This window comes from Rhodococcus sp. IEGM1339 (assembly GCF_050321925.1).
Lineage (GTDB): Bacteria > Actinomycetota > Actinomycetes > Mycobacteriales > Mycobacteriaceae > Rhodococcus > Rhodococcus pyridinivorans.
Genome location: NZ_JBNQFT010000035.1, coordinates 15,119 through 30,149, shown reverse-complemented (window position 1 = coordinate 30,149; position 15,031 = coordinate 15,119). Strand labels below are relative to the sequence as shown.

Genomic DNA, 15,031 nt, shown 5'->3' with positions numbered 1-15,031 from the left:
AGTCCTTCGAAGCCTCGACCGAAGCAAGAACTCATCAGCTACACCCCACCGCTCTGGGCATCCAGGGCACTGACCCCAGACACCTACAAACTTAGGGACAGAACTGATGACCGAACCCGCACCGGGCACCGTGAACACCGACGAGAATCCGACGGCCGACGCCGGCGCGGACGAGACCTCGACGCTGGTCGCGGCCACGGCCCCGCCGCTGGATCCGGGCCGCCTCGACGAACTCGAGGAAGCGCTGCGCGACGTCGTCGACCCCGAGCTCGGCATCAACGTCGTCGATCTCGGTCTCATCTACGGGATCTCCGAGGTCGACGAGACCGTGACCGTGGATATGACGCTCACCTCGGCGGCGTGCCCCCTCACCGATGTCATCGAGGAGCAGGCCAAGGGCGCACTCGTGCGCAGCGGCCTCTGCGACGAGCTGCGCATCAACTGGGTGTGGATGCCGCCGTGGGGTCCCGACAAAATCACCGACGACGGACGCGAGCAGCTGCGCGCACTCGGCTTCACCGTCTGATCCGGCTGTCTCCGGCTCCGAGCCTCGGCGCCTGATCTTCGACTTCTCGTCGGAGGTCAGGCGCCTTTGCGTTCGCCGGAGGTCTTCTTGGCGGCCGTCTTCTTGGCAGGACTCTTCTTCGCCGTGCTCTTCGACGCCGAACTCTTGGACGCGGTCTTCTTCGCCGTGCTCTTCTTGGCGGGACTCTTCTTGGCCGCCGAACTCTTCGACGCCGTTTTCTTCGCGGGGGCCTTCTTCGCGTCCTCGTCTTCATCCTCGTCATTCTTCGAGGACTTCTTCCCGCCGGAGGACGAACCGGACGGGACCTTCTTGCCCGCCGCGTCGACGCTGCGCTGCAGGGCCGCCACGAGGTCGAGCACCTCGGCGTCCTCTTCGCCGGTGTCATGTTCGGCGACCTGGAAGACCTTCTCGCCGCCGCGGGCGAGGGCCTCGTCGATCAGCGTGCGCAGTTCCACCTGGTACTCGTCGGTGAACTCGGTGGGATCGAAATCGTCGGACATCGACTCGACGAGGGTCTCGGCCATCGCGAGTTCGCGTTGCTTCGGCTTCTCGATGTCGTCGAGCGACTCGAACTCGGCTGCGCGAACCTCGTCGGGCCACAGCAGGGTCTGCAGGATGAGCAGACCGTCACGGGTACGCAAGGCCGCCAGCCGGGTGCGCTGACGAAGGGTGAAATGCACCAGCGCCGTCCGGTCGCTCTGCTCGAGAGTCGCGGCGAGCAGGCCGTAGGCCTTCGGCGACGACGAATCGGGTTCGAGATAGTAGGACTTCTCGAACAGGATCGGGTCGATCTGCTCGGTGGGCACGAACTGCAGCACCGGAATCTCGTGCTTCTCGGCGGCGGGGAGTTTCTCGAAGTCCTCGTCGGTGAGCACGACCCGCTCGCCGTCCTCGGAGTCGTACGCCTTGTCGATCTCCTGGTAGGGGACGACCTCCCCGCACTCGGTACACACACGCTGATACTTGATCCGTCCACCGTCCTTCGCGTGCACCTGGTGGAAGGAGATGTCGTGCGACTCGGTCGCCGAGTACACCTTCACCGGCACGTTGACGAGGCCGAACGCGAGTGAGCCTTTCCAGATCGACCGCATGTGTCCATCATGATCGACACCTCGGGAGCACGCTGGAAAGCTGCGAAACTCACCGGGCGGTTCGCCGAGCCCTTCGCCACACGCCGCACCCGGCGGATCAGCGGAGCGAACGCAGAATGGTTCCGCGCGCACCCGTCGGCAGCACCCGGAACAGCCGCCACATCGTGGCCGCCACGCCAGTCGCGTCGTCGCGACCGGACAGGTAGGCGCGCTGCTGCTCGACCGGCAAAGCGAAGAACGCGTCGAAGAACTCGATCGCTCCGCGTGCGTCGAGTCGCAGCAGGACCCGCAGTCCCATCTGCCGCAGGGTCGCCACCGAGCGGGCGCGCACCGGCCACAGGACGCGCTGGGGGTCCTCGCCGAGGCGCACCGCGTCGATCACCGCATCCACGGTGGACAGGGCGGTGGCCACCGCGTATCCCGTGGCCGGATGCATGAGACCACCGCGAGCGCCGAAGCCGATCACCCCGGGTGCCGTCGGTGCGCTCTCGACGGCGAAGCGCACCCGTTCGACCTGCTCGTCGCCGGTCGTGCGCACGCCTCGAGCCGCGAGGCGGATGTGCAGGCGCCGTTCGAGTTCGCCGAATCCGAGCGCCGGGCGACCGACGAGGCAGGTCTCCTCGAGGATCGTGCGTCCGTCGCCGACCGGCACCGCATACAGGAAGGACGGCACGTCGTCGGGGCCCGTGCCGTTGTCGCGGCGCCAGTCCATGAACCAGGCATCGTGGCCGTCGAGTGCCGGAGCTGCGGTCGTATCGTCGACGATCAGCCCGAATGCCGTCTGCTGGGCACGTTCCGGTTCGGCGGGAACCCCGCGGGCATCGACGACGTAGCGGGCGGTCACCCGGCGTCCGTTGCCGAGGACCACGCCGTCCGCATCGACGTCGCGTACCCGACCCGTGACCACCGTGACGGCGTCGAGGGCGAGGAAGTCTTGCAGGCACGCCGTGTCCAGCACCCGGTAGGCACGATCGACGATCCGGGGCTCGGTCGTCCACGCCGCGGGCCTGTCGATGCGTGCTGCCACCACCTCGGCGGGCAGCCAGGCGGGCAGTTCGTCGGCCCACGCCGCGTAGGTCGCGGTCCACCGACGCTGTGGACGCACGTCGACGGCCGTCACCGACAACCCGGCCGCGGCGGCACGGAACGCCAATGCACGGCCGGCGGGGCCGAGTCCGGCCACGACGAGGTCAGTGGAGGGAAGGTGGGTCACGGGCGCCAGCCTAGGTTGCGCACGGGGAGAACCCGGCCGTGCGTGGCGAGGGTAGCGAATCTCACCGTGGGGGAGAGGGGCCGTCACGGTAAAATGAGTGGTTCGTGTGCCCGGCTGTTTGCCACCATGGCACCCATCCATCGTCTTTCGTTCTAGGAGCCCGTGCGTGATCACCGCTACCGACCTCGAAGTCCGCGCCGGCGTGCGGACGCTGCTCACCGCCCCCGGCTCGGGGCTGCGGGTGCAGGCCGGGGACCGGATCGGCCTCGTGGGACGCAACGGTGCCGGCAAGACCACGACCCTGCGGATCCTCGCGGGTGAAGGCGAACCCTACGCCGGCTCCGTGATCCGTTCCGGCGACATCGGTTACCTGCCGCAGGATCCCAAGGAGGGCAGTCTCGACGTCCTCGCCAAGGACCGGGTGCTCTCGGCGCGAGGTCTCGACGAGATCATGCGCAGCATGGAGAAGCAGCAGGCGCTCATGGCGGAGGCTGTCGACGAGAAGATCCGCGACCGCGCCGTGCGCAAGTACGGTTCGCTCGAAGAGCGTTTCGCGACGCTCGGCGGATACGTCGCCGAATCCGAGGCTGCGAGCATCTGCCACAGCCTCGGCCTGCCCGACCGGGTCCTCGGCCAGCCCTTGCACACGCTGTCGGGTGGTCAGCGCCGCCGTGTCGAACTCGCCCGCATCCTGTTCGCCGCCTCGGACGGCTCCGGCGGGAAGTCCGACACCACGCTGCTGCTCGACGAGCCGACCAACCACCTCGACGCCGACTCGATCACCTGGCTGCGCGGTTTCCTGCAGAACCACGACGGTGGGCTCATCGTCATCAGCCACGACGTCGACCTGCTCGCCGATGTGGTGAACAAGGTGTGGTTCCTCGACGCGGTGCGCGGCGAGGCCGACGTCTACAACATGGGTTGGAAGAAGTACCTCGACGCACGCGCGACCGACGAGGCGCGGCGCCGGCGCGAGCGTGCGAACGCCGAGAAGAAGGCGTCCGCCCTGCAGAAGCAGGCCGCGAAGCTCGGCGCGAAGGCCACGAAGGCCACGGCCGCCCAGAACATGGCCAAGCGTGCCGAGAAGCTGCTCTCCGACCTCGACGACGTGCGCGTCGCCGACAAGGTGGCCAAGATCCGGTTCCCCACGCCGGCCGCCTGCGGAAAAACCCCGCTGATGGCCAAGGAACTGACCAAGGTCTACGGCTCCCTGGAGATCTTCACCGGCGTCGACCTCGCGATCGACCGGGGCAGCCGCGTCGTCGTCCTCGGCCTCAACGGTGCCGGCAAGACGACGCTGCTGCGACTGCTCGCCGGTGTGGAGCAGCCGGATCTCGGCGAACTCGTGCCCGGCCACGGTCTGAAGATCGGCTACTTCGCGCAGGAGCACGACACCATCGACGACTCGGCGACGGTGTGGGAGAACATCCGGCACGCCGCTCCGGACGCCGGTGAACAGGACCTGCGCGGACTGCTCGGCGCGTTCATGTTCACCGGTCCGCAGCTCGAGCAGCCGGCCGGAACACTCTCCGGCGGTGAGAAGACACGACTCGCCCTGGCGGGCCTCGTCTCGTCCGCAGCGAACGTGCTGCTCCTCGACGAACCGACCAACAACCTCGATCCCGTCTCGCGCGAGCAGGTGCTCGACGCGCTGCGCAGCTATGAGGGTGCCGTCGTGCTGGTCACCCACGATCCGGGTGCGGCCGAGGCCCTCGACCCGGAACGTGTGATCCTGCTTCCCGACGGGACCGAGGACCACTGGTCCCAGGAATACCTCGAGCTCATCCAGCTCGCCTGATCGGGCTCCCGGTCGGAGCCGCCCCCTGATCCGCTCCCGCTGGTCCGATCTGCGTCCGCGCAACCTGACAGTCCTCTAGCCTGGGAAAGGGACCTTTGGCGAGGGCGCAGGGAGGATCCGATGGCGCGAAATTCCGGTGGTGGAGAGACGACCTACGCGAAGGGAGCCCGAGTTACAGGGGAATCGCGGGACCGCTTGCAGGAGGATCTGAAGCGCCGCTACGAGGAGGGCGCGAGCATTCGGAGGCTCGCGCAGGAAACCGGTCGATCCTACGGTTTCGTGCACAACGTTCTCGTGGAGTCGCAGGTGCGGCTGCGGGGCCGCGGCGGCCCGAACCGTCGTCGGGCGGCAGCGAGCGACGAGAAGGCGTGAGGAACGGATCCGGCGCGTCAGTCGCGGCGGCGCACGGATTCCTCGACGAGGTCGAGAACCGCGACGAGGTCCTGTTCGGTGTGGCCTGAAGCGAGGCGGGCGACGAGCCCATCGAGCACGAGGTCGAGATAACCCAGGACGACTTCCGTCGGTACGTCGTCGCGCAGCCGGCCCGCTTCCCGCTGCCGTTCGAGACGTCCGACGGTGGCCTCGGTGAGTTCGGCCGAATGCTGCGTCCACGCCTTCGCGAACTCGGGGTCGGTGCGGAGACGACGCGTGATCTCGAGCCGCGTCCCGAGCCAGTCGAACTGGTCGGGGGAGGACAGCATGTCGCGCATGACCTGCACGAGACCCTCGTTGGCCGCGACGTCGGCCATCCGTCTCGCATCCTCCTGGGCGAGGGCGAGGAACAGTCCGTCCTTGTCCTTGAAATGGTGGAAGATCGCGCCACGGGACAGACCCGTGGCATCTTCGAGCAGTCGCACGGTCGCGCCGTCGTAACCGTATTCGGCGAAGCAGCGACGGGCACCGTCGAGGATCTGCCTGCGCCGCGCGGCGAGATGGTCCTCACTGACCTTGGGCACGCGCCACTTCCTTTCGGCTCGATGGAGACGGCGGGCCCGAGACGAGTCTCGTCCCGGGCCCGCCGCTTCACACGGATGTGACCGATCGGGTCACGAGCACTGCTCTCAGCCGCGGATCATGTTCCGCAGCACGTACTGCAGGATGCCGCCGTTGCGGTAGTAGTCCGCCTCACCGGGGGTGTCGATGCGGACGACAGCGTCGAAGGTGACCTTCTCGCCGTTGTCCTTGGTCGCCGTGACCTTGACGGTCTTCGGCGTGACGCCCTCGTTGAGCTTCTCGATGCCCTCGATGTCGAAGACCTCGGTGCCGGTCAGGCCCAGCGACGCGGCCGACTCGCCCGCCGGGAACTGCAGCGGGATGACGCCCATGCCGATGAGGTTCGAGCGGTGGATGCGCTCGAAGGACTCGGTGATGACGGCCTTGACGCCGAGCAGGCGGGTGCCCTTGGCGGCCCAGTCACGCGAGGAGCCGGAACCGTACTCCTTGCCACCGAGGACGACCAGCGGGATGCCGGCCTTCTGGTAGTTCTGCGAGGCGTCGTAGATGAACGCCTGCGGAGCACCGTCCTGGGTGAAGTCGCGGGTGTAACCACCGGAGACCCCGTCGAGCAGCTGGTTCTGCAGACGGATGTTCGCGAAGGTGCCGCGGACCATGACCTCGTGGTTGCCACGACGCGAACCGAGCGAGTTGTAGTCCTTGCGCTCGACACCGTGGGCGTCGAGGTACTGCGCGGCCGGGGTACCCGGCTTGATCGGACCGGCCGGGCTGATGTGGTCGGTGGTGACCGAATCGCCGAGCAGCGCGAGGACGCGAGCGCCCTTGATGTCGCTGACCGCGTCCGGCTCCATCGTCATGCCCTCGAAGTACGGAGCCTTGCGGACGTACGTCGAGTCCTCGTCCCACGCGAAGGTGTCGCCCTCGGGGGTCTCGAGGTTCTGCCAGCGCTCGTCGCCCTTGAAGACGTCGGCGTAGGACTTGCGGAACATGTCCTGGTTGATCGCCGACTTGATGGTGTCGTCGATCTCCTGGGCGGAAGGCCAGATGTCCTTCAGGAAGACGTCGTTGCCGTCCTTGTCCTTGCCCAGCGCGTCGGTCTCGAAGTCGAAGTCCATCGTGCCCGCGAGCGCGTACGCGATGACCAGCGGCGGCGAGGCCAGGTAGTTCATCTTCACGTCGGGGGAGATACGACCCTCGAAGTTGCGGTTGCCGGAGAGCACCGCGGTGACCGAGAGGTCGTTGTCGTTGACGGCCTTCGAGATCTCCTCGGGCAGCGGCCCGGTGTTACCGATGCACGTGGTGCAACCGAAGCCACCGAGGTAGAAGCCGAGCTTCTCGAGGTACGGCCACAGGCCGGCCTTCTCGTAGTAGTCGTTGACGACCTGCGAACCCGGAGCCATGTTGGTCTTGACCCACGGCTTGGTGGACAGGCCCTTCTCGACGGCGTTGCGGGCGAGCAGCGCGGCGCCGAGCATGACCGACGGGTTGGAGGTGTTGGTGCAGGAGGTGATGCCCGCCACCACGACGGCGCCGTGGTCGAGGACGAACTCGCCGCGCTCCTCCGAGACGACCTTGACCGGCTTCGACGGACGTCCGTGGGCACCGTTGGCGGCCGAGTGGACGTCGACGGCACCGTCGTCCGCGAAGGACAGCACGACCGGGTCGGACGCCGGGAAGGTCTCCTCGACGGCCTCGTCGAGCTTGGTGTGCTCGGCCGGGAGGTTCTCCTCCACGTAATTGTGGATGTCCTTGCGGAAGGCGACCTTCGACTCGGACAGCAGGATGCGGTCCTGCGGGCGCTTCGGGCCGGCGATCGACGGGACGACCGTCGACAGGTCCAGCTCCAGGTACTCGGAGAACTCGGGCTCGCGGCTCGGATCGTGCCACAGGCCCTGCTCCTTGGCGTATGCCTCGACGAGAGCGAGCTGCTCGTCGCTGCGGCCGGTCAGGCGCAGGTAGTTGATGGTCTCGCCGTCGATCGGGAAGATCGCTGCGGTCGAACCGAACTCGGGGCTCATGTTGCCGAGGGTCGCGCGGTTGGCGAGGGGGACCTCGGCCACGCCGGCGCCGTAGAACTCGACGAACTTGCCGACGACGCCGTGCTTGCGCAGCATGTCGGTGACGGTGAGCACGACGTCGGTCGCGGTCACGCCGGGCTGGATCTCACCGGTGAGCTTGAAGCCGACCACGCGCGGGATGAGCATGGAGACCGGCTGGCCGAGCATCGCGGCCTCGGCCTCGATGCCGCCGACGCCCCAGCCGAGCACGCCGAGGCCGTTGACCATCGTCGTGTGCGAGTCGGTGCCGACGCAGGTGTCGGGGTAGGCCTGCCCGTTGCGGACCATGACGGTCGGGGCGAGGTACTCGATGTTGACCTGGTGGACGATGCCCATGCCCGGGGGGACGACGCGGAAGTCGTCGAAGGCGCCCTGGCCCCAGCGCAGGAACTGGTAGCGCTCGCCGTTGCGCTCGTACTCGAGGTCGACGTTGCGCTCGAGGGCGTCGGCGCGACCGAAGTAGTCGAGGATCACCGAGTGGTCGATGACCATGTCGGCGGGGGAGAGGGGGTTGACCTTGTTCGGGTCGCCGCCCAGGGTGGTCACGGCCTCACGCATGGTGGCGAGGTCGACGACACAGGGGACGCCCGTGAAGTCCTGCATGATCACGCGTGCGGGCGTGAACTGGATCTCGATGCTCGGGTCGGCGGAGGGATCCCAGTTGGCGATGGCCCGGATGTGATCGGCCGTGATGTTGGCACCGTCCTCGGTGCGCAGCAGGTTCTCGGCCAGGACCTTCAAAGAGTAAGGAAGTTTCTCGGTGCCGGGGACGGCCGACAGGCGGAAGATCTCGTAGGAGTTGTCTCCGACCTGCAGCGAACCCTTGGCGCCGAACGAATCACTACTGGTGCTCACGTCAGCTCCACTCGTCGTTTCGGCTGGCCGCCGACGGGGCTGTGTCGACGGCTGAAGCGAGGCACACGACGTCCGCCCGCGGCCCGTGGCCCGGATGCAGTAGTCGTGGCGTCTCGCCCTCGATTCTAACAGTACGCTTGTCCTGTATTGAACCGAAGTCGGGTCCGTCGTGTCGACGAAGCGTCCCGCCGGCATCGGTCCTGCTCGCGACGAGTGCTTCGAGCCGCCGTCGCGCGATCGCGTAATGTTCTCCCTTGCCCACGGGTGTGGCTCTTCGTGTCGTCTCCGCACGGCCGGATCGCCGTATCGCCCGGCTTCTGCCCCAGCACCACCGGAGAGAGATGTCTGCGCCACTGCTTCGTATACCGGGCCCTGCGCTCACGGATCTTCCCGCCGGGGTCTCGGTCGAAAAAGTGCTCGCCGATCTCGCCGACGACCAGGTGGCGGCGCCCTCGCAGTACGTCGACGACCTCGTCGCCGAGGTGCAGCGCGCGCAGGAGAACGGGATCGACCTCAGCGTGGTCGTGCTCGACCGGGACCCCCGTATGGATTCGCAGCTGCGCGACCTCGCGACGGAGGTCGGCGCCGAGGACGGCGGAACGGTGCTGGTCCTCAGTCCGGGATGGGTCGGGACATTCAGCGAGGATCTCGACCGCGTCACTCTCGAGGCCGCCCAGGATCGCACCTACACCGGCGATCCGGTGGTCTCCACACGCAACTTCGTCGACTCGGTGCTCGAGCCGTCACCGCCCTGGACGCTGATGACGCTGCTGATCGTCGCAGTGGTCGCCCTTGCGGCCGGCGCGACCTGGCTCGCCAAACGCCGCCGCGCGGACGGTGACGCGACCGTTGCCGGAGGTAACGGATCGTCATCGGCCAAGGACGTCTGAGGTCTCTTTCCGTCACCGCGGAGATCGTCTCCGGGTTGTCCTCGCCCCGACCGTGACGGAATCCGGCAGGGAAGATCGTTCGGTGTCCTCACGGTGTTCCTCGGTGTCCGCACCGTGTTCTTTCGGAGTTCTTCCGGCCGATCTTCGTGACTGTCATGCGACATACCCCTGAGGTGTCGTACGGTTTTCATGACGCTCTTGGGGAAGGTGTGTCACAACCCGGCTCGTGGGGACGCTGTCCGCAGCCGGTGTACGACTGCAGCGTGTGAGCCGTGGGGCACCCACGGCGAGCGGATGCTGCCTGCCTTCCTCGGGTCGTCCGGCCGGATGTCTCGGCCACCAGGTGCGACCGAGGGAGATGCAAGTGAGACGGTTCGGTATCCACGGAGGGATTCCGCGACGGTCGGGGCCGGACGGCACCGCCACGACGCTCACTGCAGGCCGTCGACCCGACGGTCCGACGCCCGGTCGCACCCCGCGGACGCGCGCCGGCACGCTCCTCGCCGGTTTGGGGTTGGTCACAGCCGTGCTCCTTACCGTGACCACGACGGCGTCCGCCGCACCGCCCCCGCCGCCGAACCCTTCGGACGCCGAGATCGACCGCGCTGGTGCGGCCGTCGCGGCCAACATCGACCGGGTCGGGCAGCTGATCGTCCGGATCGCCGGCGCGGATCAGCAGCTCGCCGAGCTCGACGCGCAGGTCGCCATCCGCCGCGAGGACGTCAACCGCGCCCTCGTCGATCTCCAGAGCGCGCGCGACGCAGCGGATCTCGCCGAACGGGTGGTCGTGGATTCCCGCCGCGCACTCGACGACGCCGCCGACCGGATCTTCGCTGCCCAGAAGAACTTCGACGCGTTCGTCCGCGACAGCTACACCCGTGGCGCCAACTCGGTCTCCCTCGCGGCCTTCCTCGACGTCGACGGTCCCGACGAGCTGCTCGACCGCGCCCAGGTCATGCGGTTGCTATCCGCCGGGCGCGCCGCGGTGCTCGATGCGCTCCAGCGCGCCCGGGCCCAGGAGGCCAACTCCCACTCGCGGGCACGCGCGGCCAAGCTCGAGGCCGACGCGGCGGCGGAAGCCGCCGAGCAGCGCAGGGCCGAGGCCGAGGCCGCGATCGCCGTCGCGCGAGCGGAACTCGGCCGGCAGGCCGCGGAGAAGTCGCGCATCGAGCAGGAACGTGCGAACGCGCAGAGCGAACTCGACCGGGCCCGCGTGAACGTTGCGGGCCTGGAAGGGCAACGCGCGCAGTACCAGGACTGGGACCGTCGCCGCGCAGCCGAGGAAGCAGCTACCGCGGCGGCCGCCGAGGAGGCACGGGTCGCGGCAGCCGCGGCAGCCGAGCGTGTCGCCGCCGACGCCGCAGCCCGGGAACGTGCGGCGGAACTCGCCAACGGCCGTCGCCCCCACACGCTGATCGAGGAGTCTCCGTCGACCGGCGAGAGCGACGTCGCCTCACCGGGTGAGGTCACCACCGAATCCGGAGCGCCGGAGGGCAGTGACACCGATACGAGTGGCACCGACACGGCTGCACCGGACTACACCGACGACGCCACGGTCCCGGACGGTACCGACGGGGGGACCGTCCCAGACGGTACCGACGATGGATCCGTCCCGGATGGCACCGACAGCGGCACGATCCCCGACGAGGACGAAGACGAGGACAGCGGCGACGACGGTGGGATCGACTGGGAGAACCCGGATCCGGGCGACCCCGTCGTGGAGACCCCCGGATCGGGGACCGGGGGATCGGGTTCCCGCCCCTCCACACCGAATTCGACGCCCGGGATCCCGTCGCGTCCGTCCGTCACCGGTCCCGCTGCGGTGGAGATCGTCATCGACCGTGCGATGTCCCAGATCGGCGTCCCGTACGCGTGGGGTGGTGGCAACGAGAACGGCCCGACCCGCGGTATCCGCGACGGCGGCGTCGCCGATGTCCACGGCGACTACGCCAAGGTCGGCTTCGACTGCTCCGGACTGATGATCTACGCGTTCGCGGGCATCGGCATCTCGCTCCCGCACTACACCGGCTACCAGTACACGGCCGGTACCCAGGTTCCGTCGTCGCAGATGAGACGGGGCGACATGATCTTCTACGGGCCCAACGCCAGCCAGCACGTCGCGCTGTATCTCGGCGACGGGCAGATGCTCGAGGCGCCGCAGTCGGGATCGTTCGTGAAGATCTCGCCGGTACGCTGGGGCGGCATGACACCGTACGTGGTGCGCATGGTGTCGTGAGGGCGAGGTTTGCCGCGGCCCTCGTACCACCGAGGGCGGGTGCCATCCGGTCGTTTCCGGGTGCCGTCTCCCGGTCGGTGCAGGGGCGACGACACACCGAGCCGGCACCTGCAATAGTGGTGCAGCAGGTGTTTCCAGCGGAGCGACGTAGGCGAAAGCGGTGGATTGTTGGTGACCTCACGCGAGGGTGGGACGTCCGGTTCGGCGACGCCGGGCGACCAGGGCGGTAACGACGGACGCAAGAACAACCAGGCTGCGGCGGGTGCCGCGCCGGCGCCGAAGGCGGCCGGTGCGAACGGTCCGGCTCCGCAGGTGTCCGGCGCGAACATGCGGAAACCCGGCGACGCTCCTGCGAAGGCGTACGACCCCGCCGACGACGTCCGTCTCCTCGAACGGGCCATCTACGAGGTCAAGCGCGTGATCGTCGGCCAGGACCTGCTGGTCGAGCGGATGCTGGTCGGTGTGCTCGCGCGCGGGCACGTGCTGCTCGAAGGCGTTCCCGGTGTCGCGAAGACGCTGGCCGTCGAAACCTTCGCGAAGGTCGTCGGTGGGTCGTTCTCCCGCGTGCAGTTCACTCCCGACCTCGTGCCGACGGACCTCGTCGGTACCCGCATCTACCGGCAGGGACGCGAGGAGTTCGACACAGAACTCGGACCGGTCGTTGCGAACTTCGTGCTCGCCGACGAGATCAACCGCGCCCCGGCGAAGGTGCAGTCGGCGCTGCTCGAGGTGATGGCCGAACGCCACGTCACGATCGGTGGCAAGACCTTCCCGATGCCCGAGCCGTTCCTCGTGATGGCGACGCAGAACCCCATCGAGAACGAGGGCGTTTATCCGCTGCCGGAAGCGCAGCGCGACCGTTTCCTGTTCAAGGTCCTCGTCGACTATCCGTCGGTGGAGGAGGAACGCGAGATCGTCTACCGGATGGGTGTCGCCGCTCCCGAGCCGAAGCAGGTGCTCGACAACGAGCAGCTCCTGCGCCTGCAGAAGATCGCCGGCCGTGTGTTCGTGCACCACGCGCTCGTCGACTACGTGGTGAGGGTCATCTTCGCGACGCGTCGGCCCGCCGAGCTCGGCCTGCACGACGTGCAGGGCTGGATCGCCTACGGCGCCTCGCCCCGCGCGACGCTCGGCATCATCTCCTCGGCACGTGCCCTGGCGCTCGTGCGCGGTCGCGACTACGTGGTGCCGCAGGACATCGTCGACGTCATCCCCGATGTGCTCCGCCACCGCCTGGTGCTGTCCTACGACGCGCTCGCGGACGACGTCTCCCCGGACCAGATCATCACCCGAATCCTGCAGACCGTGGGTCTTCCGCAGGTCGCGCCCCAGGCGAACGCACCCGTGCCGACCGCGACCCCCGGCCCGGCGCCTGCCGATCCGCGGGCCGCTGCCGGTCAGCAGGCGCCCATCGGTGCACCTGATCCGCAGGGAGGTGCGGGCGCGCGGTGAGCACACGTCCTCACGACGGGTCGCCGCCGCGGTTCCGGACCGGTGAATTGCGCGATCCCGCGCTCACCGCCGCGCTCCGCACCCTCGAGCTCACCGTGCGGCGCCGTCTCGACGGCGTCCTGCACGGCGACCATCTCGGTCTGATCCCGGGCCCCGGTTCCGAGCCGGGGGACGCCCGCGAGTACCAGCCGGGTGACGACGTGCGGCAGATGGACTGGTCGGTCACCGCGCGCACGACGCACCCGCACGTGCGGCAGACCGTCGCCGACCGGGAACTCGAGACGTGGGTCGCGGTCGACCTCTCGGCCAGCCTGGACTTCGGTACCGGCATGTGTGAGAAGCGCGACCTGGCGATCGCAGCGGTGGCCGCGCTCGCGCATCTGACCACCGGCAGCGGGAATCGGATCGGCGCGGTGATCTCCACCGGCAACGAGACGGCCCGCGTCCCCGCGCGTGGTGGGCGGCTGCACGCCCAATCGTTGTTGCGTACCGTCGCGACAACCCCGCACGCACCCGACGGGACCCGCGGTGATCTCCGGGGGCTCGTCGAGTCGCTGCGACGTCCCCAGCGCCGCCGCGGTCTGGCAGTCGTGGTGAGCGATTTCCTCGGCCCTCTCGACTGGGAGCGCTCCCTGCGGGCACTGTCCGGCCGGCACGAACTGCTCGCTGTCGAGATCGTCGACCGCCGCGACCTCGAACTGCCCGATCTGGGCGACGTGGTGCTGCACGACCCGGAAACGGGCCGCACCCGTGAATTCACGACTACTCCCGAACTGCGGGCCGACTATGCGCAGGCCGCCGTCGAGCATCGCGCGGCCGTGCACCAGGCGCTGCGCAGTTCAGGTGCACCGGTGCTGACGTTGCGCACCGACCGCGACTGGATCGGCGATGTCGTCCGATTCGTCGCGGCCCGGCGGCACAGCTTCGGCGCACCCGCACGGCAGGGGGGACGATGAGCCTGTCCGGTTTCACTTCACCGTGGTGGCTGCTGCTGTTGTTCGTCGTCGCCGCCCTCGGCGGCGCATACGTGCTGGTCCAGCGCCGGCGCCAGACGAACACGCTGCGCTTCACCAATCTCGAGCTGCTCGAGAAGGTCGCGCCCGCCCGCCCGGGACGCGCTCGGCACATTCCCGTCGCACTGTTGCTCGTCGGGCTCGTCTTCCTCACCGTGGCGCTCGCCGGCCCGACCGCCGAACAGCGGGTGCCGCGCAACCGGGCCACGGTCGTGCTTGTCATCGACGTGTCGTTGTCGATGGAGGCCACGGACGTCGCGCCCACACGACTCGCCGCCGCACAGGAGGCGGCCAAGCAGTTCGCCGACGACCTGACGCCCGGCATCAACCTCGGTCTCGTCGCGTTCTCGGGTACCGCCTCGGTCCTGGTCTCGCCGACCACCAACCGGGAGGCGAGCAAGTCCGCGATCGACAACCTGCAGCTCAGCGAGCGCACTGCGACCGGCGAGGCGATCTTCACAGCGATGCAGTCGATCGACACGCTCGCCGCCGTGCTCGGCGGTAGCGACCAGGCGCCGCCCGCGCGGATCGTGCTGCTGTCCGACGGCAAGCAGACCGTCCCCGAGAGTCCCGACGATCCCCGCGGGGGCTTCACCGCGGCGCGGCAGGCGGCGGAGAAGGGAATCCCGGTCTCGACCATCTCGTTCGGCACCCAGACGGGCACCGTCACCATCGAGGATGATCGGATCCCTGTGCCCGTCGACGATCCGTCGCTCAAGGAGATCGCGAATCTCTCGGGCGGGAGCTTCTTCACGGCGGCAAGCCTCGAAGAACTCGAGGACGCCTACAACACGCTCGAGGAGCAGATCGGCTTCGAGACGACCCGCGGCGACGCCAGCCGTCCGTGGCTCATGCTCGGAGCGCTCTCGGTGATCGCGGGGCTCGGCGCGGCGATGGTGTTGCGCCAGCGGCTGCCCTGATCCATCTTGTGCACGCTCACGGAGCG

At 68.6% G+C, this 15,031-nt stretch carries 12 protein-coding genes; 8 read left to right on the top strand and 4 right to left on the bottom strand.

Features of this window, described 5'->3' with window-relative positions; genetic code table 11:
• The first annotated feature begins 106 nt into the window (after positions 1–106).
• Positions 107–526 (top strand): metal-sulfur cluster assembly factor, encoded by a 420-nt coding sequence (locus ACQR3U_RS22240; protein ID WP_006551506.1) that lies wholly within the window; start codon positions 107–109, stop codon positions 524–526.
• 56 nt (positions 527–582) lie between these two features.
• Here ACQR3U_RS22240 and ACQR3U_RS22235 read toward each other — a convergent pair whose 3' ends face one another.
• Positions 583–1,617: a Ku protein gene (locus tag ACQR3U_RS22235; protein ID WP_019289299.1), complete on the bottom strand. Its 1,035-nt coding sequence runs from the start codon at positions 1,615–1,617 to the stop codon at positions 583–585.
• Positions 1,618–1,714: 97 nt separating this feature from the next.
• Positions 1,715–2,830 carry a lycopene cyclase family protein gene (locus ACQR3U_RS22230; protein ID WP_230811485.1) on the bottom strand — a complete coding sequence of 372 codons (1,116 nt, stop codon included), beginning with the start codon at positions 2,828–2,830 and terminating at the stop codon, positions 1,715–1,717.
• 166 nt (positions 2,831–2,996) lie between these two features.
• Between ACQR3U_RS22230 and ACQR3U_RS22225 the strand changes: the two genes are divergently transcribed.
• Positions 2,997–4,628, top strand: coding sequence for an ABC-F family ATP-binding cassette domain-containing protein (locus ACQR3U_RS22225; RefSeq protein ID WP_019289301.1), 1,632 nt, complete (start codon positions 2,997–2,999; stop codon positions 4,626–4,628).
• 120 nt (positions 4,629–4,748) lie between these two features.
• A complete protein-coding gene (locus tag ACQR3U_RS22220; RefSeq protein ID WP_026061044.1) occupies positions 4,749–5,000 on the top strand; it encodes a helix-turn-helix domain-containing protein in 252 nt (83 codons plus the stop codon).
• A gap of 17 nt (positions 5,001–5,017) precedes the next feature.
• Here the strand turns inward: ACQR3U_RS22220 and ACQR3U_RS22215 are convergent, their stop codons facing one another.
• Entirely contained in the window at positions 5,018–5,584 is a 567-nt protein-coding gene (locus ACQR3U_RS22215; protein ID WP_120282465.1) for a TetR/AcrR family transcriptional regulator, read from the bottom strand.
• Between the two features lie 105 nt (positions 5,585–5,689).
• Positions 5,690–8,494: an aconitate hydratase AcnA gene (acnA, locus tag ACQR3U_RS22210; RefSeq protein WP_019289302.1), complete on the bottom strand. Its 2,805-nt coding sequence runs from the start codon at positions 8,492–8,494 to the stop codon at positions 5,690–5,692.
• A gap of 341 nt (positions 8,495–8,835) precedes the next feature.
• Here acnA and ACQR3U_RS22205 point away from each other — a divergent pair, with 341 nt between their 5' ends.
• From ACQR3U_RS22205 to ACQR3U_RS22185, 5 genes are all read left to right on the top strand, one after another.
• On the top strand, positions 8,836–9,384 hold the full coding sequence (locus tag ACQR3U_RS22205) for a DUF6676 family protein (RefSeq protein ID WP_024100824.1): 549 nt from the start codon (positions 8,836–8,838) through the stop codon (positions 9,382–9,384).
• Positions 9,385–9,742: 358 nt separating this feature from the next.
• Positions 9,743–11,620, top strand: a complete 1,878-nt coding sequence (locus ACQR3U_RS22200; RefSeq protein WP_230811484.1) for an NlpC/P60 family protein — start codon at positions 9,743–9,745, stop codon at positions 11,618–11,620.
• Between the two features lie 171 nt (positions 11,621–11,791).
• Positions 11,792–13,072 (top strand): AAA family ATPase, encoded by a 1,281-nt coding sequence (locus ACQR3U_RS22195; protein ID WP_033096632.1) that lies wholly within the window; start codon positions 11,792–11,794, stop codon positions 13,070–13,072.
• A complete protein-coding gene (locus ACQR3U_RS22190) occupies positions 13,069–14,028 on the top strand; it encodes a DUF58 domain-containing protein (RefSeq protein ID WP_230811483.1) in 960 nt (319 codons plus the stop codon). Before ACQR3U_RS22195 ends, ACQR3U_RS22190 begins: the two co-directional genes overlap by 4 nt.
• A complete protein-coding gene (locus ACQR3U_RS22185; protein ID WP_006551517.1) occupies positions 14,025–15,005 on the top strand; it encodes a VWA domain-containing protein in 981 nt (326 codons plus the stop codon). Before ACQR3U_RS22190 ends, ACQR3U_RS22185 begins: the two co-directional genes overlap by 4 nt.
• Positions 15,006–15,031: the final 26 nt, after the last annotated feature.

Coding starts and splice junctions, on each gene's coding strand:
- ACQR3U_RS22235 (WP_019289299.1), bottom strand. CDS start 1,617: ATGCGGTCGATCTGGAAAGGCTCACTCGCGTTCGGCCTCGTCAACGTG.
- ACQR3U_RS22240 (WP_006551506.1), top strand. CDS start 107: ATGACCGAACCCGCACCGGGCACCGTGAACACCGACGAGAATCCGACG.
- ACQR3U_RS22220 (WP_026061044.1), top strand. CDS start 4,749: ATGGCGCGAAATTCCGGTGGTGGAGAGACGACCTACGCGAAGGGAGCC.
- ACQR3U_RS22200 (WP_230811484.1), top strand. CDS start 9,743: ATGCAAGTGAGACGGTTCGGTATCCACGGAGGGATTCCGCGACGGTCG.
- ACQR3U_RS22185 (WP_006551517.1), top strand. CDS start 14,025: ATGAGCCTGTCCGGTTTCACTTCACCGTGGTGGCTGCTGCTGTTGTTC.
- ACQR3U_RS22205 (WP_024100824.1), top strand. CDS start 8,836: ATGTCTGCGCCACTGCTTCGTATACCGGGCCCTGCGCTCACGGATCTT.